Origin of the sequence: Promicromonospora sp. NPDC050262, assembly GCF_040655935.1 — a bacterium.
In the GTDB taxonomy this organism is placed as follows: domain Bacteria; phylum Actinomycetota; class Actinomycetes; order Actinomycetales; family Cellulomonadaceae; genus Promicromonospora.
On the sequence record NZ_JBFAKX010000003.1, the window covers coordinates 50739 to 68983 of the forward strand.

The 18245-nt window shown below is 73.4% G+C and carries 16 protein-coding genes; 5 read left to right on the forward strand and 11 right to left on the reverse strand.

Going from position 1 to position 18245, the window contains the following annotated elements; translation table 11 throughout:
- Positions 1–45: 45 nt before the first annotated feature.
- The 3 genes from AB0I29_RS05710 to AB0I29_RS05720 are packed head-to-tail and all read left to right on the forward strand — an operon-like array spanning position 46 to position 2412.
- On the forward strand, positions 46–987 hold the full coding sequence (locus AB0I29_RS05710) for an NAD-dependent epimerase/dehydratase family protein (protein ID WP_357479100.1): 942 nt from the start codon (positions 46–48) through the stop codon (positions 985–987).
- Between the two features lie 58 nt (positions 988–1045).
- Positions 1046–1474, forward strand: coding sequence for a metalloregulator ArsR/SmtB family transcription factor (locus tag AB0I29_RS05715; protein WP_357479103.1), 429 nt, complete (start codon positions 1046–1048; stop codon positions 1472–1474).
- Complete coding sequence (locus AB0I29_RS05720) at positions 1471–2412, forward strand: cation diffusion facilitator family transporter (protein WP_357479106.1); 942 nt, start codon at positions 1471–1473, stop codon at positions 2410–2412. The genes AB0I29_RS05715 and AB0I29_RS05720 overlap by 4 nt, the downstream gene beginning before the upstream one ends.
- A gap of 27 nt (positions 2413–2439) precedes the next feature.
- Here AB0I29_RS05720 and AB0I29_RS05725 read toward each other — a convergent pair whose 3' ends face one another.
- Positions 2440–3051 carry a TetR/AcrR family transcriptional regulator gene (locus tag AB0I29_RS05725; protein WP_357479109.1) on the reverse strand — a complete coding sequence of 204 codons (612 nt, stop codon included), beginning with the start codon at positions 3049–3051 and terminating at the stop codon, positions 2440–2442.
- Between the two features lie 86 nt (positions 3052–3137).
- Between AB0I29_RS05725 and AB0I29_RS05730 the strand changes: the two genes are divergently transcribed.
- Positions 3138–3569 carry a nitroreductase/quinone reductase family protein gene (locus AB0I29_RS05730; protein ID WP_285106991.1) on the forward strand — a complete coding sequence of 144 codons (432 nt, stop codon included), beginning with the start codon at positions 3138–3140 and terminating at the stop codon, positions 3567–3569.
- A 43-nt stretch (positions 3570–3612) separates the two neighbouring features.
- Here the strand turns inward: AB0I29_RS05730 and AB0I29_RS05735 are convergent, their stop codons facing one another.
- The 10 genes from AB0I29_RS05735 to AB0I29_RS05780 form a co-directional block, all read right to left on the reverse strand.
- Positions 3613–4731, reverse strand: coding sequence for an epoxide hydrolase family protein (locus tag AB0I29_RS05735; protein WP_357479112.1), 1119 nt, complete (start codon positions 4729–4731; stop codon positions 3613–3615).
- A gap of 93 nt (positions 4732–4824) precedes the next feature.
- Positions 4825–6066 carry a M6 family metalloprotease domain-containing protein gene (locus AB0I29_RS05740; protein WP_357479115.1) on the reverse strand — a complete coding sequence of 414 codons (1242 nt, stop codon included), beginning with the start codon at positions 6064–6066 and terminating at the stop codon, positions 4825–4827.
- 129 nt (positions 6067–6195) lie between these two features.
- Complete coding sequence (locus AB0I29_RS05745) at positions 6196–9093, reverse strand: beta-L-arabinofuranosidase domain-containing protein (RefSeq protein ID WP_357479118.1); 2898 nt, start codon at positions 9091–9093, stop codon at positions 6196–6198.
- On the reverse strand, positions 9086–10528 hold the full coding sequence (locus AB0I29_RS05750; RefSeq protein ID WP_357479120.1) for an aminopeptidase P family protein: 1443 nt from the start codon (positions 10526–10528) through the stop codon (positions 9086–9088). The genes AB0I29_RS05745 and AB0I29_RS05750 overlap by 8 nt, the downstream gene beginning before the upstream one ends.
- Complete coding sequence (locus tag AB0I29_RS05755) at positions 10525–11817, reverse strand: alpha/beta fold hydrolase (protein WP_357479123.1); 1293 nt, start codon at positions 11815–11817, stop codon at positions 10525–10527. Before AB0I29_RS05755 ends, AB0I29_RS05750 begins: the two co-directional genes overlap by 4 nt.
- Complete coding sequence (locus AB0I29_RS05760; protein WP_285106998.1) at positions 11814–12665, reverse strand: ATP-binding cassette domain-containing protein; 852 nt, start codon at positions 12663–12665, stop codon at positions 11814–11816. The genes AB0I29_RS05755 and AB0I29_RS05760 overlap by 4 nt, the downstream gene beginning before the upstream one ends.
- Positions 12662–13501 carry an ABC transporter ATP-binding protein gene (locus AB0I29_RS05765; protein ID WP_357479127.1) on the reverse strand — a complete coding sequence of 280 codons (840 nt, stop codon included), beginning with the start codon at positions 13499–13501 and terminating at the stop codon, positions 12662–12664. Before AB0I29_RS05765 ends, AB0I29_RS05760 begins: the two co-directional genes overlap by 4 nt.
- Positions 13498–14490 (reverse strand): ABC transporter permease, encoded by a 993-nt coding sequence (locus tag AB0I29_RS05770; RefSeq protein WP_357479130.1) that lies wholly within the window; start codon positions 14488–14490, stop codon positions 13498–13500. Before AB0I29_RS05770 ends, AB0I29_RS05765 begins: the two co-directional genes overlap by 4 nt.
- Positions 14490–15479 (reverse strand): ABC transporter permease, encoded by a 990-nt coding sequence (locus AB0I29_RS05775; protein WP_357479133.1) that lies wholly within the window; start codon positions 15477–15479, stop codon positions 14490–14492. The genes AB0I29_RS05770 and AB0I29_RS05775 overlap by 1 nt, the downstream gene beginning before the upstream one ends.
- A 3-nt stretch (positions 15480–15482) precedes the next feature.
- Positions 15483–17192 (reverse strand): ABC transporter substrate-binding protein, encoded by a 1710-nt coding sequence (locus AB0I29_RS05780; RefSeq protein WP_285107006.1) that lies wholly within the window; start codon positions 17190–17192, stop codon positions 15483–15485.
- Positions 17193–17495: 303 nt separating this feature from the next.
- Between AB0I29_RS05780 and AB0I29_RS05785 the strand changes: the two genes are divergently transcribed.
- Positions 17496–18176, forward strand: a complete 681-nt coding sequence (locus AB0I29_RS05785) for a GntR family transcriptional regulator (protein WP_285107008.1) — start codon at positions 17496–17498, stop codon at positions 18174–18176.
- Positions 18177–18245: the final 69 nt, after the last annotated feature.

Consider the following 18245-nt stretch of genomic DNA (forward strand, 5'->3'; position numbering starts at 1 on the left):
CAAGTCGCGAACCTGTCTGACCAATATGGATGGGACCCTGGGTCCATGACCTCCCACCTCGTCCTCGGCGCCGGGCCTGTCGGCACAGCGCTCGCCCTCCGGCTGGCGCGTGCCGGCCGCTCCGTCGGGGTCGTGACCCGCTCCGGCGGCGGCCCCGAGCACCCCCGCGTGGAGCGGATCGCCCTCGACGCCACGGACGCGACGGCGCTCGCGGCGGCCGCCCGGGGGGCGGACGTGCTCTACAACTGCGCGAACCCGGGCTCGTACCAGGCGTGGGAGCGCGGCTGGCCCCCGCTGGCGGGTGCGGTGCTGCACGCGGCCGAGGTCTCCGGCGCGGTGCTCGTGACGCTGAGCAACCTCTACGGCTACGGCCCCGTGGACGGGCTGATGACCCGCGGCCTGCCGCTCGCGGCGTCGGACCACAAGGGCCGGCTCCGGGCGCGGCTGTGGCAGGAAGCGCTCGTCGCCCATCGTGCCGGGCGGGTGCGGGCCACCGAGGCGCGCGCCTCCGACTACATCGGGCCGACCGTCCCCGCCTCCCACGGCCTGCTGCCCATGTACGCGGCGGCGACGCTCGCGGGCCGGCCCGCCTCGGTCATGGCCGACCCGGACCAGCCGCACACCTGGACGGCGGTCGACGACGTCGCCGCGACCCTCGTCGCGCTCGGCGCCGACGACCGGGCCTGGGGCTCGCCGTGGCTGGTGCCGTCCAACCCGCCCGCGACCGTCCGCGAGGTGCTGCGCGAGCTGGGTGCGCGGGCCGGGACCGGGGAGCCCCGGCTGCGCCGCGTGCCGCGCGCGGTGCTGCGGGCCGGGGGCCTGGTGGTGCCGCTGCTGCGCGAGGCGCTGGGCGTGCTCTACCAGTACGACCGGCCGTTCGTGGCGGACGCGGCCGAGACCACCGGGGTGTTCGGCGTCCGGCCGACGCCGTGGGACGACGTCCTGGACGCGACGGCAACGGCGTGGCGGGCGCGGGCGGTGGCCTGAGCCGACCCGAGCCTGAGCCGACCCGAAAGGGGAGACGAGCGGCTGGTAGCATCGTCGCATGGCGATGACAGAGGTTACGGGCGATGTCGCGGCCCGGGAGTCCGAGGCGATGGTCGTGGCGGCGTGCCTGTTCCACGGGTTCTCGGACCCGTCGCGGCTGGCGATCCTGCAGCACCTGGCCCTCGGCGAGCACCGCGTGGTGGACCTGACCGGCCACCTGGGCCTCGCGCAGTCCACGGTGTCGAAGCACCTGGCCTGCCTGCGGGACTGCGGGCTCGTCGAGTCCCGCCCGCAGGGCCGGGCGTCGGTGTTCTCGCTGACCCACCCGGAGGCGACGCTCGCGGTCCTCGCGTCCGCCGAGAAGCTCCTCGCGCTGACCGGCGACGCCGTGGCCCTGTGCCCGGTCTACGGCGTGGACGGCTCCGCGGTGCACCCGACGGGGGCGGCGGCGCAGGCTGCGACGACGGCGTCGGGGGCGGCGTCGTGAGCCACAGCCACCGTCCCGGGGGCCACACCCACGACCACGGCGCCCACGGCGACCCCGGCGGACGGCGCCGCCTGGCCGTCGCGTTCGGCATCACGGCGTCCGTCTTCGTGGCCCAGGCGGTCGGCGCCCTGCTCACCGGCAGCCTCGCGCTCCTGGTCGACACCGCGCACATGCTCACCGACGTGGCGGGCCTCGCCATCGCGCTCGGGGCGGCGTCGCTCGCGCTGCGGCCGCCGTCGTCCCGCCGGACCTGGGGGTTCCGGCGCGCCGAGATCCTGGCCGCGCTGGCGCAGGCCGCGGTGCTGCTCGCCGTCGGCGTCTACGCCCTGGTCGAGGGCGTGAGCCGCCTGGTCGGACCGGCAGAGGCGCCCGGTCCGGGCCTGCTCGTCTTCGGCGTCGTCGGCCTGGTGGGCAACGTGGTGGCGCTGCTCGTGCTCGCGGGCGGCCGCTCGGCGTCGTTCAACCTGCGCGCCGCGTTCCTGGAGGTGGTCAACGACGCGCTCGGCTCGGTGGCGGTGATCGTGGCCGCGGTCGTGATCGCGACGACGGGCTGGGAGCGGGCCGACGCCGTCGCGGGGCTCGTCATCGCCGTCCTCATCCTGCCGCGCGCCGCCCGGCTGCTGGCCGACTCCGCGAGCGTGCTGCTGGAGTCGACCCCGCCCGGCATGGACCTCGACGAGGTGCGGGCCCGGCTGCTGGAGGTCGAGCACGTCGAGGAGGTGCACGACCTGCACGCCTCGCTCGTCGCGACCGGCCTGCCGACCATCAGCGCCCACGTCGTCGTGCGCGACGTGTGCTTCCGGGACGGGCAGGCGCCGCCTGTGCTCGACGCGCTGCAGAGATGCGTCGCCACGCAGTTCGACGTGCGCGTGGAGCACTCGACCTTCCAGCTCGAACCCGCCGAGCACGCCCGGCACGAGGCACCGACGCACGCCTGACGTGTCCGGTGCCCGGCCGGGACTTGCCTACGCCCCCGACACCCCGCACACCCGCTCGACCAGGTCGCGCCAGCCCGCCTCGAAGCGGGCCGTCGGCTTCGGCCCCTCCAGCTCCGGGCCGGCGAAGAGCTGGAGCAGCAGCGGGCCGTCCAGCGCGTACGCGAGCTGGCCCGCGAGTACCTCGATGTCGGCGCCCGGCAGGTGGACCTCGCGCAGCAGCACCCGCAGGTGGATCTCGGACAGGGGCCGACGCCGGCCGGCCGCGTGCCGGCCGTCGATCGTGGCGCGCGCGACGGCGTGGTGGTCGGCGAGGAAGCGGACCCGCGCCGTGCCGTAGGCGATGAGCCGGTCGATCGCGGGTGCCCCCGGGCCGAGCGGCGGCGGGCCGCTGAGCACCCGTTCCTGCAGCTCGCGCTCGCTGTCGTCGAGCAGGGCCTGGAAGATGCCGGCCCGGGAGCCGAACCGGCGGAAAACCGTGCCCTTGCCGAGCCCGGAGCGTTCGGCCAGGAGGTCCATCGTGAGACAGTCCGGCCCCGCCTCGGCCAGGAGCTCGCGGGCGGCGGCGAGCAGCACCTGACGGTTGCGGGCGGCGTCGGCCCGCTCGGGCTGCGGTGTGCCCCACGTCATCGGCGTGCTCATGCTCCGGATGCTATCGGGAACGGCATAAGCGGGGTAAAGTCCGGTTAGGTCGGCCGGGGGGCCGACGGAGGTCCGAGGAGGACAAGATGACTGACATGAACACCGAGATCATCGAGGCGTTCAGGGCGAACGCGGGCGTCGTGAACGCGCCCGTCGCGGGTGGGCACTTCGACGGCAAGCGGCTGCTGCTCCTGCACCACGTCGGACGGGTCAGCGGCAAGCAGTACGTGACGCCGCTGGTGGCCGCGACGGACGGCGACGCCTACCTCGTCGTGGGCTCGATGGGTGGCGCGCCCAAGGACCCGACGTGGGTGGCCAACGTGGAGGACGGCGCCGCGGAGACGACCATCGAGGTGGGCGGCCAGACCCTGCGGGCGACCGCCACCGTGGTGCGCCCGACGGCGCCCGAGTGGGAGCGGCTCTACGGGATCTGGGCCGAGTACTGGCCGGACGCCAAGGTGTACGAGACCCACACCGACCGCAAGTTCCCGGTGATCCGGCTGGAGCCGACGGCCTGAGCCCCACGGCCTGAGCCCGGCAGCCCCGCGCCCGGCGCGTGGCTCACCCCGCGCCGACCGAGCGGACGAACTCCCGCACGCGCGCCGCCATCTCCTCGGGCACCTCGCCGACGGTGAAGTGCCCGCCCTGCGTCAGGCGGTCGAACACCCGCAGGTCGAGGTAGTGGCGGCGCGCGAGCGACTCGGGGTACGTGCCCTCGTGCCGCTGGACGAGGACGGCCGCGGGCACCGTCGTGGGCGGGATCGGTCCGGGCTGGTCGGCGCCCTCGTAGTAGGGGCGGAACGACGACGCAATGGTCTGGGTGGCCCAGTAGATCGTCGCCTCGGTGAGGATCCGGTCCCGGGAGATGCGCCGTTCCACCGCGCGCGGGTCGCCGGGCGGGGTGTCGCTCCACTCGACGAGCTTCTCCGTCAGCCAGGCCAGCAGGCCGGCGGGGGAGTCGTTGAGGGCGGTCGCGAGCGTGTCCGGCCGGGTGGCCTGGACGTGGCCGTAGGCGCCGTCGGTCCCGTGCCGGGCGGTGATGCCGTCGAAGAACTCCTTGACCTCCGGGTCGTCGAGGGTCGTGCGCTCCTCGGTGGTGGGGAAGTGGGCGTGGGTGGCGACGATGCCCGCCACGTGCTCGGGATACCGGGCGGCGATGAGATCGCTGACGTTCGCGGTCACGTCCTCGCCGTAGGTGAAGTACCGCTGGTAGCCGAGCACGTCGGTCATCAGCGCGTGCATGGTGGCGGCCAGGCGCGTCTCCGACATCTCGCCGTCCGCGTACGGCGTCGAGAACGCGAAGCCGGGCAGGCTCGCGACCACCACGTCGAACTCCGGAAGCAGGTCGGCGAAGTCGAGCTGCAGCGCAAACGTGTGCGGCCACCCGTGCAGCACGAGCAGCGCCGGCGCACCGGCCTCCTGCGACCGGAGGTGCGCGAAGTGCACGTCCGCGCCGCCGATCTCGGCGAGGAACTGCGGGTGCCCGTTCAGCCAGGCCTCACGCGCCCGCCAGTCCCAGCCGATCCAGTGGTCGACGAGCTCGCGCAGGTAGCCGGACGTCATGCCCGACGGCGGACGCCGGGGCGAGTCCTCGGGGATCCTGCTGCGCGCCAGGCGATCGCGCAGGTCGGTCAGGACCTGGTCGGGGACATGGATGGTGAAGGGCCGAGGGTCGCTCATGACCCGACGTTATGCGGTGCCACTGACATCGGCCGGGCCCGGCCGTGTCAGACGTACAGGTCACCCGGGTGACCTGTACGTCTGACACGTGCGTCAGGGCGTGACCGTGACGCGCAGCGTGCCCGCCGGGCCGGCGCGGAAGGTGAGCACCGCGCCCGTCGTCGGCTCGGTCCAGGACGAGCCCGCCGCGAACGGGGCGTCGTCCAGGCCGCCCGCCGAACCCGGCGTCGCGTCCACCACCCGGACCGGGCCCTCGCCCGACCGCACGGACGTGTCGACCGTGTAGACCAGCGCGCCTCGCGCGCCGATGCCCTCGTCGTAACCCACGGGCTGCCGGTTCTCGACGACGACGGCGCGCGTCGCCGACAGCGGGTACACCACCATCGCGTCCTGCCCCGGGCTCGCGTCACCCGAGCGTGCCACCGGCGCCAGCCGCGCGGACGTCGTCCGCCCCTGGCCGGCGCAGACCACCTGGTCGTCGTCCAGCCAGCCGAGCTGCCACCGGTGCCAGGCGAAGTACTCCGGCCCCGCACCCGAGATCAGGCCCATGAGGTCCCAGCCGCCGACCGCGGCGTGGTAGTTGCCCGGGTCCTCCGGCGGCGCCTCGAACAGGTAGAGGTCCGGCAGGCCGAGCGTGTGCCCCGACTCGTGGGCCAGCACGAGCCCGCCCCAGCGCCACTGGTCGTAGCCGAACGTCACGGCGTGCGTGAGGTGGTTGCCGTCGGCGGTGACGTCCAGGAAGTTCGTCGTGGGCGAGTAGGTGATGTTCGGCGCCTCCTTGGTGGCCGTCACCCAGACCACGTCGACGTCGGTGAAGTCGAACGTGTCGTCCGCCGCGGCGATCGCGTCGCCGATGTAGCGGACGTGGCCCTCGTAGCTCAGGCCCCGCTCGAACGGGTACGACGTGGACGGCTCGGGCATCCGCACCCAGCCGTCCGACGTCGTCGTGGTGACGTCCAGCCTGCCGCCCGAGACCCGCTCCAGGTACTCGACGCCCGAGGCCAGGTTGGCCTGCGCCTCCTGGGCCGAGCCCGCGGACGCCGGATGGTCGTCGAAGTCCACGAGCAGCAGCGCGGCCTTGAGCGTGCCGACGGCCGGGAGCGCCTGGTCGTCCACCGGGAACCCGGAGCCGAGCCCGCCGACGGCGGCGGGCAGGCGGCAGTCGGCGGCGCCGTGCACCGCGGTCGGGGCGACGGACGATGCCGCCGACGGCGCGGCGGACGGCGGCGGGGAGGCCGCCGCGCTCGCCGGCACGGCGCCGAGGGCGAGGGCGCTCGCGGCGACCGCCGCGAGCGGTAGGGCCAGGGACGGTCGGGCGGCTCGCTGCTGCTTCATGCGTGCTCTCCAGTTCGCTGGTCGGACATCACTCGAACCTTGCCTGCACCGCCGGGTCCGCGCTCGCGCGCCGGCCGGCGGAGCTGTCAGACGTACAGGTCACCCGGGTGACCTGTACGTCTGACACGTTCATCGGTCGGCGTCCGCCGGAGGGAGCACCAGGGTGCGGACCGGCTCCTGGTTGCCCGCCCGGTCGGTCGCGGCGAACTCGATGACCTGGGGCACGTCGGACAGCGCCCGGCTGAACGGCTCGGCGAACGTGGCCCAGAACGTGTCCGGCCCCTTCCACCGGATGCTGTCCACGCCCGAGACGTCGTCGGCGGCGGCGAGGTTGATCTCGACGCCCCGCGGGCCCAGGCGCTTGGTCGTCACGGTGGTCCGCGGCGGCCTGGTGTCGACGCTGACCTCGCGGACGACGCGGCGTTCCCGCCCCGCCTCGTCGACGGCGCGCGCGGTGACCGTGTGCACGCCGTCGGACAGGACCAGGGGCGCCTGACCGGCCGGCCGCCACGGCTCGTCACCGACGCGGACCTCGACGGCCGGCTCGCCGACGTCGGCCCGCGCGGAGACGGTGAGCTCCGCCGGCCGGAGGTACCAGCCGGTGACGCCGGGCGCGGCGGCCGCGACGATCTCGACGCGCGGGGCGGAGCCCTCGTGCGTCGGGGTCGGCGCCCGGGACAGGAGCGCCGCCTCGTCCGCGCTTCGCGGATCGCCGTCGGCGCCCGGCCCGCCGTCGCCGTCGGACAACCGCCCGCCAGCGCCGTCTGCCCCGCGTCCGACGTCGGACCGGGCGGCCGCCATCAGCACCTGCCGTGCCTCCGTGGCGCTCAGGAGCCCGAGGTCCACGAACTCGTGCGTCGCGGACAGCACGGCCTCGACGAACGCCGAGCGGTCGGCGAAGCCGCCGTCCGACCACAGGACGTCGAGGAACGTGCGGCCGTCCTGCCGCGCGGGGTTCGGTACGCCCGAGTCCGCGGCGGGATCCGTCCCGGCGAACGCGATCCGCGCGTCGGCCCGGCGCAGGTACATGTGGTACCGGGCGTCCGACCCGGACCACGTCGGCTCCAGCACGAGGTCGCCCAGCCGCCACGTGCCGTCGTCGGCCGAGGTCAGCGGGGCGTCGAGCGTGCCGTCCAGCCGCCGCCAGGTCGCGGCCTCGACCGGCAGCCAGGTGGTGGCGGCGCTGCGGGCCAGCAGCACCGTCGGCCCGAGCTCCAGGGAGACCACCGACGTGTCGTCGGGGGCCGGGACCTCGCGCAGCGTCAGCGGCATGTCGATCTCGACCACCGTCCCGGGCCGCCAGTCGCGACGCAGGGACACGTACCCGCCGTCGGCCCGGACGGACTGCACCTCGCCGTCCACCCGCACGCTGAAGCCCGGAACGCCCGTGTCAGACCTGTGGTTCCTTCCGGTGACCTGTGGGTCTGACACGGGGGAGCTCCCGACCCAGCCCGGCACCCGGAGGCGCAGCTCCAGGTCACCGGTCGCGTCGACCCGGATCCGGCTGGCGCCCTCCAGCGGGTACGCGGTCTCCTGGACCAGCCGGACGCCGGCCTCCGGCCAGCTCGCCGTCGAGGCCACGTAGAGGTTGACCCAGACGGTCCGGACGTCGCCGTCGGCCGCCCCGGCCGGAGCACCCCCGGCGGACCCAGGCGAACCGGCCGACCCGGACACACCGGCAGGCGACCGGAAGTACACCGAGTCCTGGTACTTGACGTGGTTCTCCAGCCCGGTGCCGCCGCAGCACGTGCCCACGTTGTCGTACTCGCGCAGCGCCCCCGGGTGCACGGGGAACATGTACGTCACCTCGGGCGAGTCGTCCGAGCCGACGTCGCGCCGCGAGCCCAGGACCTGGTTCGTCACCGCCCGCTCGTAGTAGTCGGCGAACCGGGCCTCGCCGGTGCGCTCGAACAGGGCCCGGGCGATCTTGAGCATGTTGTAGGTCACGCACGTCTCGGCGTTCCGGTTGCCGATGTCGCCCGCGACGGCGCCCGCCGGCCCCCAGAGCTCGTTCTCGCCCGAGCCCCCGTGGGCGTAGGTGCGGCCGGGCACGAGCATGTCCCAGAGGTTGACGACGGCGTCCAGGTACCGGTTCTCGCCGGTCAGGTCGGCCAGAGCGAGGTAGCCCAGGAGCGTCGCGGCGTGCTGGTTGGCGTGCATGCCGTCCAGCTCGTCCCGCCCCGCCGCCGCGAGGTCCAGCAGCGTGTCGAGGTCGAAGAGGCGGGCCGCCTCGACGAAGACCTCGTCGCCGGTCAGCACGGCGAGGTCGCACAGCACCTCGTTCATGCCGCCGGCCTCGCCCGCGATGTAGAGGGCCCACATCTGCGCGCGGTGCTCGGCGGGCAGCACGGACAGCCGCCCGTGCACCCAGCGCCCCATCGCGGCGGCGACGTCCAGCGCCGTCGCCGACCCCGTGTGCCGGTGCGCGTCGAGCAGCCCCGCCATGATCTTGTGGCACGTGTAGTACGGCGCCCAGATCTCGCCGTAGGGCGCCAGGCCCTCCAGGCGCGAGAACTGCCACTCGCCATACGCCGCCAGGAAACCGGGGTGGCTGTACCGGCCGGTCGCCGCCAGCGTCTCCTGGACCTCCCGCAGCCCCTCGACCAGGTCGTCGACCTTGGCCCGCAGCTCGGCGCGCACCACGGCGTCGTCCGCGCCGCCCGCCGCGAGGGAGAGCATGGACAGGAAGTGGCCCGCGTAGTGCCCGCGGAGCAGGTTCGCGGTGGGCGCGGCCTCGCGGCCCGGGTAGTCGTCGGGGCCCCAGGCGTCCTCGTCGGGATGGCCGAAGTCCTCCCAGCCGCCCGGCGGCAGCGCCCCGCGCGTGTCCAGCCCCGCGTTCGCGCGGAACACGGCCAGCAGCCGGTCGACCGGGTAGTCGCGGGCCAGGTGCAGCATCTGGTCGCGGGCCCGCGTGAAGACGCCGCCCGTCAGGACGACGTCGGCGAGCGGGAACGGCTCGGCCACGCGGGTCCCGGGAGCGAGAAGACCCCCGACGGCGCGGCCCGCCGCGAGCACCGCCTCAGGCATCGCCGATCCGTTCCGTGGTCCACCGCTCGATGCCGGCGGCGTCGATCGGCAGGGCGTCCGACAGCACCTCGGCGCCGTCGGCCGTGACCAGCAGGTCGTCCTCCAGCCGCACGCCGACGCCGCGCAGCTCGGGCGGCACGGTCTCGTCGTGGGCGTGGAAGTACAGCCCGGGCTCGACGGTCATGACCACGCCCGGCGCCAGGGGAGCGGCCTGGTAGGTGGGGTAGTCGGAGTGGGCGCAGTCGTGCACGTCCAGCCCGAGGTGGTGGCCGATGCCGCAGACCAGCCAGCGCCGGTGCTGCTGCCCGCCCGGCGACAGCGCCTCGTCGACGGAGACGTCCAGCAGCCCCCAGTCGTGCAGCCCCTGGGCGATGACCTCCATGGAGGCGAAGTGGAAGTCCAGATACTCCACGCCCGGCCGGACCTGCGCCATGCCGGCGCGGTGCGCCTTCTCCACCAGGTCGTGCACCTGGCGCTGGACCGCGCTGAAGGTGCCCGACGGCGGGATCGTACGGGTCACGTCGGCCGTGTACAGGGAGTTCGCCTCGACGCCCATGTCGAGCAGCAGCGGGACGTCGGGCAGCACGGGGCCGTCGCAGCGCACCCAGTGCAGGGTGGGCGCGTGCGGGCCGGAGCCGACGATCGTCGAGTACCCCGGCCCGTTGCCGAACGTACGGGCGTGCCGGTCGAACGTGCCCTGCAGCCAGCGCTCGCCCAGGCCGCCGACGGCGCGCGGCACCTCGCGCGCGACCGCGTCGAACCCGGTCACGGTGTGGTCGATCGCCTCGCGGAGCTGCGCGATCTCCCAGTCGTCCTTGATCATGCGCAGGTCCGACAGCGCCCGCGCCAGGTCCTCGGACGGCTTCAGGCCGAACCGGCGCACCAGGTCGTCGTCCACCGACGGCGAGGCGAGCGCGCCGTCCAGCGTGTCGAGCACGCCGTCGAGCGCGGACCGCGGCTCCACCGCGATGCCCAGCGCCCCGGCCCACGCGGCCAGGTCGGGCGACGGCCCCACCCAGAGCTCGCCGTAGGCCGCGTTCGCGAAGAACTCGCTCTCGCCGGGCCGCGCGGGCGGAGGCAGGTACAGCGTCGCGTCGTGCCCGCCGTCGCTCGCCCGCAGCACGAGGACGCCGTCCTCGGGCTGCACGCCCGTGAGCCATACGAAGTCGCTGTCCGCGCGGAACCCGTACATCGCGTCGCCGTTGCGCAGCGGCGCGCGTCCGGCGCTGACGACGGCGTCGCGTGCACCGATGCGCTCCGACAGGCGGCGACGGTGGTCCGCGGCCGCCTCCGGCGCCCCGGGGATCACCGGGACGACGACGTCCGGCGCGCCCCAGCCGCGCGCCATGTGGGCGTTGAACGCCGGGCTGTCGGCGAGCCGGGGCGCGCGCGTGCCCGCGTACGGGGGCCGGCCAGTGGTGTCGTGCGTGCTCATCGGATCTCTCCTCCTCGGTCGCGGACCAGCTCACGCAGGCGCTCCAGCACGCGTGCGTCGCCGATCCCGTCGTGCTCGTACTCGTTGGTGACCCACGCCTGCGCCGACCCGACCCGCGAGAGCGTGTCGAGCTGCAGGCCGGAGTCCACGAACATGTCGTCGTGGTAGACGATGGCCGCCACCGGCACCTCGTTGGCGGCCAGGCGGTCCAGGTCGTACAGCGGCGACCACTCCTGGCGCGCCGCCAGCTCGTGCACCGCGCCCGCGAAGGGGCGCAGCAGCCGGATCTCGTCGAACATCCACGGGAACGCCATCTCGCCCGTGAACAGCAGCGGACGGCGGTCCGGGTCGAACTCCGGGCGCCGGTCCCGCTCCGCCTGCGCGGCCCAGCCCGTGGGGCCGTTGGCGCCGTGCCCGTAGATCGACTCCTGCAGCGTCCAGAACAGCGGGCCGTCCGCCTGCGCCGTGCGGACCATCGCCTCCTGCAGGAACCCGGCCGACAGCCGGCCCGGCGCGGCGAACGCCTTCTCGACGAACCAGTGCAGCCGCTCCGGCCCCGGCTTCATGCCCAGGTCGATGCCCATGGACTGGAACCGGCGCACCGTCAGCGCGTCGCCGTCCGGCAGCCGGACGTCGCCCTCGGCGAGCCGGTCGGCGATCGCCGCGACCGCGTCGACGTCGGCCGGGTAGCGCCGGTAGAACTCCGCCGTCTTGCCGGCCACCCGGCCGAACGTGCGGCGGTAGACCTCCGCGGCGTCCGGCGGCGTGCCCGGGATCCCGCCCGCCACGTAGCAGGCGCGCAGCGCCTCGGGTGCCACGGACAGGTAGGTCAGGGTGATCCAGCCGCCGAAGCTCTGCGCGAGCGTGGCCCACCGGCGCCCGCCGTAGACGGCCCGGCGCACGTCCTCCAGGTCCGCGACGATCGAGTCGGCCCGGTAGCACGCCAGCAGGTCGGCACCCGCACGGGCGTCCAGCCCGGCCAGCGCCTCGCCGTCCAGCGGCGAGCTGCCGCCCGTGCCGCGCTGGTCCACCAGCACCACGCGGTGGTCGCGCAGCGCCACGTCCAGCCAGCCGTCCCGGCGCAGCGGCCGCGGGTTCGCCCCGCCCGGCCCGCCCTGCAGGTACACCAGCAGCGGCAGGTCCTCGTCGCCCCGGGTCGGGTCCACGAGCTCGCGGACCAGCAGCTCCACCTCGCCCGTCAGCCGGCCCGTCCGGTCCAGCGGCACCGCCAGGCGGCGCTCGCGGACGCCGATGCCCGGCAGCCGGTAGGTGGTCCAGTTCGCGCTCATCGTGCTCCCTCCGCCGCGAGCGCCGCGTTGCGCCGCCGCTCTGCCTCCCACTCGGGCCGGATGCGGGGCACCGCGTCGAGCAGCTTGCGGGTGTACTCGTGCTGCGGAGCGTCGAAGACGGCGTCCCGGTCGCCCTCCTCGACGATCCGGCCCTGCGTCATCACCGCGACCCGGGTGGCGATCTGCCGGACCACGGCCAGGTCGTGCGCGATGAACAGGTACGTCAGGCCCTCCTCCCGCTGCAGGTCGCGCAGCAGGTTGATCACCTGTGCCTGCACGGAGACGTCCAGGGCCGAGACGGCCTCGTCGCACACGACGACGCGCGGCCCGACCGCGAGCGCGCGGGCGATGCCGATGCGCTGCGCCTGCCCGCCGGAGAACTGCGCCGGGTACTTCTGCGAGTGGTCGGGGTCCAGCCCGACCCGCTCCATGAGCGAGCGCGTGAACGCCCGGGCGCCGCCGGGGATGCCGCGCTGCTGGTAGAGCAGGGGAGCGGTGACGATGCGCTCCACGGTGTGCCGCGGGTTGAGCGAGGAGTACGGGTCCTGGAAGACCACCTGCACGTCGCTGCGGAACCGGCGCAGGTCGGCGCGGCCCAGCCGGGTCACGTCCTCGCCGTCGAGCTCGACGGTGCCGGAGGTGACGTCGAGCAGCCGGGCGGCCAGCCGCGCCGTCGTCGACTTGCCCGAGCCGGACTCGCCCACCAGGGCGAGCGTGTCGCCCGCGTTGATCTCGAAGCTCACGTCGTCCACGGCCCGGAAGGTGTCCGGACGGCGCACGATGCCGCCGGTGCCCAGGACCGGGAACTCCTTGACGAGGTGCGTGGCTCTCAGGAGCGGCGCGCTCATGCGGGGCCTCCGTTCTTCTCGTTGGCGACCGCGCGCAGCTCGCCGATCTCGTCGTCGATGCGCGGGACGGCGTCGAGCAGCGCCCGGGTGTAGGGGTGCTGCGGCCGCGTGAAGATCTGCTCCACGGCGCCGCGCTCGACGCACACGCCGTCCTTCATGACCACGATGTGGTCGGTGACCTCGCTGACCACGGCCAGGTCGTGCGTGATCAGCACGAGGCCCGTGCCGGTCTCCCGCCGGATCTCCTGCAGCAGGTCGAGGATCTGCGCCTGCACGGTGACGTCGAGCGCCGTGGTGGGCTCGTCGGCGATGAGCAGCTCGGGCTCGGTGCTCAGCGCCATGGCGATCATGACGCGCTGGCGCATGCCGCCCGAGAACTGGTGGGGGTAGTGGTCCACGCGCCGTGCGGCGTCGCGGATGTGCACCCGCTCCAGCGCCTCGACCGCGACCCGCCGGGCCACGCGCCGGGTCGTGCCGGGCCGGTGGGCCCGGTACGCCTCCTCGATCTGCAGCCCGACGGTGTAGTACGGGTTCAGGGAGGAGAGCGGGTCCTGGAAGACCATCGCGATGCGGTCGCCGCGCACGCGGCGCAGCTCGGCCTCGGACATCCCGACGAGCTCCTGGTCCAGCAGCCGCACGCTGCCGGTGCGCTTGGCGGCCCGCGGCTGCAGGCCCATGATCGCCAGGCTGGTCATGGACTTGCCGGAGCCCGACTCGCCCACGATGCCCAGCGCGCCGCCGGGCTCCAGGTCGAGGTCGAGCGAGCGGACGGCGTCGAGCGGCCCGCGCGGGGTGGGGAAGGTGACCGTGAGGTCACGCACCGTCAGCAGGCTCATGCGTTCACCCGCACTCTCGGGTCGATGGCGGTGTAGACGACGTCGACCACGATGTTGCCGACGACGACGAGGAATCCGGCGAGCAGGGTGACGCCCATGATCACCGGCTGGTCGTTGCGTGCGATCGAGTCGGCGGCCATCTTGCCCACGCCGTTGATCCCGAAGACCGTCTCGGTGATGAGCGCCCCGCCGAGCAGGCCGGCGAAGTCCATGCCGAAGATGGTCACGATGGGTGTCAGGGCCGGCCGCAGGGCGTGCCGGCGCCAGACCAGCGGCTGGGCCAGGCCCTTCGCGTAGGCCGTGCGCACGTAGTTCTCCCGCAGCACGTCCAGCACGTTGGCGCGGGTCAGGCGCGTGTAGGCGGCCGCGTAGCCGACGGCGAGCACGATCCACGGCATGACGAAGTTGGCGAACCACTGTCCGGGGTCGTCGGCGAAGGCGACGGCCTGCGGGAACGGCAACCACTGCAGCTTGACCACCAGCACGTACTGCAGCACGAGCGCGAGCACGTAGTTGGGGATCGACATGCTGGTCAGCGTCAGGCCGGTGGTGAACCGGTCGAGGAACGTGCCCTCCTTGACGGCGCTGAGCAGGCCGCCGGCCAGCCCGGCGAGCAGCCACAGCACGGCGGCGCCTACGGCGATGGTCGCCGAGACGGGCAGCCGCTGCACGATCATGTCCCACACGGCCTGGCTCGACTGGAACGAGTAGCCCAGGCAGGGCGCGGCGCACTCCACGGCGCCGGCGCCCTCGCCGTAGGTGCGGCCCGCGAAGATGCCGACGACGAAGTGGAAGAACTGGGTCCAGAACGGCTGGTCCAGCCCGAGGTTGCCGCGGATCTGGTCGATGACCTCGGGCGTGCAGTTCTTGCCGCAGATCTGCACCGCCGGGTCGGGCGAGAGCGCGAAGAAGACCACGAACGTGAACAGGCACACCAGCAGCAGCACGCCGAGCCCCGAGGTGACTCGGGTCAGTAGGAACCGGGGCATCAGCGACCCTCCTGGGCGTCGACGACGGCGCGCAGGCGGTCGCCGAGCACGGTGAACGAGAGCACGAGCAGGAACAGGCACGCGCCGGGGAACACGAAGTACGCGGGGTCGACGGCGTACCACTTCACGGACGCGGCGATCATCTGGCCCCAGCTCGGCGCGGGGGGTACGACGCCGACGCCGAGGAAGGACAGGCCGGCCTCGGTGCCGATGTAGCCGGGCACGGCCAGCGTGGCCATCACGATGATGGTGGAGCGCAGGTTGGGCAGGATCTCGCGGAACACGATGCGGGTGCCGCTCGCCCCGGCGGCGCGTGCCGCCTCGACGAACTCCCGCTGCGCGAGCGACATGGTCTGCCCGCGCACGATGCGCGCCAGGTAGGGCCAGCCGAAGACCGAGATCACGACCACCAGCAGCGTGGACCGGTTGCTGGCCGGCAGGGCGGAGAGCACGGCGATCATGAAGATGAGCGCCGGGAAGGCCATGAGGAAGTCCATGACGCGCGAGATCACCAGGTCGACGCGGCCGCCGAAGTACCCGGCGACCAGCCCGAGCGAGACGCCCAGCACGGTGGTCAGCGCGGTGGCGGACAGGGCGATGCTCATGGACACCCGGGCGCCGTAGACGATGCGGGCGAAGATGTCGCGGCCGCTGCCGGGTTCGACGCCGAACCAGTGCTCGGCGCTGACGCCGCCCCACGGGCCGATCGGCATGCCGCCGAGGTTGGGGTCGATCGCCGTCTGGTCGAACTCGTACGGGGTCCAGCCGCTGATCGAGGTGAGCACGGGCGCGAGGACCGCGACGAGGGTGACGAGCACGATGTAGCCGAGGCCGAGCATCGCGCCGACGTCGCGGCGCAGCGCCTGCCAGGGACCGCCGGCACCCGCCCGGACGGCGCCGGCGGCTGCTGCCGCCGGCGCCTCGGGGGTGTCGTCGGTCCCGGCCTCGACGGGCTGCGCCGTCGTGAGATCGGTCGGGAAGGACGTCATGGATCAGCCCTTCTCGGGGTCCTTGAGACCGACGCCGACGTAGTCGATGCCGCCGGTCGCGGCGTTCGCCGACGAGTAGAGGCCGGTGACGTTCTCGCCGGGCAGGGACACCGTCTTGGCGACCATGAGCGGCACGATCGGGGCCAGCTCCAGGATCTCCTCGTCCAGGTCGCCCCACTGCACGTTCGCCGCGTCGATGTCGGTCATCGCCTTGATCTCGTCGATCCGGGCGTTGACGTCGGCGTCGTCGAGCTGCGCGAGGTTCGAGTTGCCCTTCTCGTAGATGTTGCGGCCGTCGAACAGCGGCGGGATGAACGTGGCCGCCGACGAGGCCCAGTCCGGGCACCAGCCGGTGATGGCGGCGTCGTGCTGCTGCGACGGGGTGCCGATGGTCTCGTAGTAGGTGGCGGTGTCGATCAGGTTGAGCTCGACCTTGATGCCGATCCGCTCCAGCGCCTGCTGGACGGCCTCGCCCTGGGCCTGCATGGACTCCTGGGCGCGGATGTCGAGCGTGAGGGTGAACCCGTCGGACAGGCCGGCCTCGTCGAGCAGCTTCTGCGCGGCCTCGACGTCACCCGTGCCGTCCGCCGAGGGGTACAGGTCGAAGTCCTTGTGACCGGCGACGGACTTGGGGAGGATCGTCGTGGAGGGCTCGCCGAGCTGCGTGCCGCCGCTCGCGTTGACGATCGCGTTGCGGTCGATGGCGTAGCTGATGGCCTGGCGCACGCGGACGTCGTCGAGCGGCTTCTTGGTGGTGTTCAGGCCGATGTACGTCGTGCAGATGCCCGGGAGCTGCAGCGTGCGCTCCTGGAGCTGCGGCGTCTGGAGGCGGGGGAGCGTGGCCGGCTGGACGGTGCCCGAGATCGCGTTGACGTCGGCCCCCTGCCCCGCGATGAGGCGCTCGTCGATGGTGGCCGGGTCCAGGCCGATGGTGAACTCCCAGGCGTCCGGCTTGGCGGCGCGCACCTCGTCGGTCGCGGCGTCCCAGTTCTCGTTGCGCTCGAGCTTGATGGTGCTGCCCGGTACGTACTCGGCCAGCTTGTACGGGCCCGAGGCGATGATCTGGTGGATGAACTCGTCGCCCGCACCGCTGCCCTCGGGGAACGGGGTCGCGTTCACCTGGGAGAGCACGGCGTCGAACTCGGGGAACGGCTCCTTGAGGTGGAAGACGATCGTCTTCTCGTCCGGCGTCTCGACGGTCGGCAGGTCACCGGTCTTGTACGGGCCCTCGTAGCCCTCGGGGGCGTCGATGACCTGCTTGAGGTACGGGGAGCCGATGCCGATCTCCGGGTCCCAGGCGCGGGAGATGCCGAACTTGACCTCGGCCGAGGTGATCGGGTCGCCGTTGTCGAACTTGAGCCCGTCCTTGAGTGTGTACGTCCAGGTCAGGCCGTCGTCGGACACCTCACCGAGGCTCTCGGCGAGGTCCGGGACGATCTCGGTCGGGTCCTCCGCCGAGCCCGGCGCGGACGTGGTGAGCTGGCGGTAGACCAGCCGGTAGAAGTTGTTCACGCCCCCGTCCCAGCCGCGTGCCGGGTCGAGGTAGGAGAAGTCGGCGTTCTGCAGCACCTGCACGGTGCCGCCCTCGGCCGGCTCGGCCTCGAACCCGCCGCCGCCCGCGGAGGAGGCGTCCTGGGTGCCGCCGCCGCACGCGGCGAGCGCGAGCGTCGCGGCGACCGCGACGGCTGCTGTCGTTATCCGATGGAGCTTCACGATGTGGCCCTTCGATCAGTGACGCGGGTGCGTCGGGTGGTCTGCGGTACGGCCCCGGCGCGGCCACGGTCGTCGTCGACGCGGCCAGCCTTCGATATGTGATGCGTGATATGTTACTGAGACGGTACAGGGATGTCGATGGGGTGATTGTAAACGTCGCGTTTCGGCGGGATGACGCCAGTTTTGGCGGGCGAAAGACCGGCGAGCCGGCCCTTGCTCAGGTACCCTCTGGCGGCATTGACGACGGGTTTCCTGTCGTGTGTAATATTCTACTGTCGAAGCCTGACACCCCTGGAGAGCACCATGAGCTCAGCATCACCGACCCCGTCGGTCCGTCGTCTACCTCCGGTCGCGAGCCTGCGCGAGCAGGTTCACCGCGCCCTCGTGGCGGCGATCGTCGCGGGCGAGCTGGAGCCCGGCGAGCTGGTCTCCGTGCCCACGCTGGCCGCGCGCTTCGACGTGTCCGCGACCCCCGTGCGGGAAGCGGTGCTGGACCTGGAGCGGCGCGGCTTCCTGGAGGCGGTGCGCAACAAGGGCTTCCGCGTCACCCGCGTGAGCGACCAGACCCTGCGGCACGTCGCCGCCGTCCGGCTCGTGATCGAGCCGGTGTGGATGGAACGCCTGGCGAGGTCCTTCCCCGTGGGGCAGCTCGGGGAGTTCCGGGCGCTCGCCGACGAGATCGTCGAGGGCGCGCGCACGGGGGACCTCATCGCGTACCTCCAGGCGGACCAGGCGTTCCACCTGCGGCTCATGGGGCTGCTGGGCAATCCGGTGGCCGGCGAGATCGTGGCCGACCTGCGCGACCGCGCGCGGCTGCTCGGGCTCTCGACGATGGTCGCGGGCGGCACGCTGGCCGCCTCCGCCCAGGAGCACCACGAGCTGCTCGACCTGCTCGCGGCCGGCGACGGCCCTGGCGCAAAGGCGCTGATGGAGCGGCACATCGGGCACTCGCTGGGCACGTGGGCGGGCAAGCCCGAGGACTGAGCGGGCAGTGACAGCAGGGCAGTGACAGCAAGGCAGGCACAGCACAGGACGGCGGAGCGATGAAGGGGT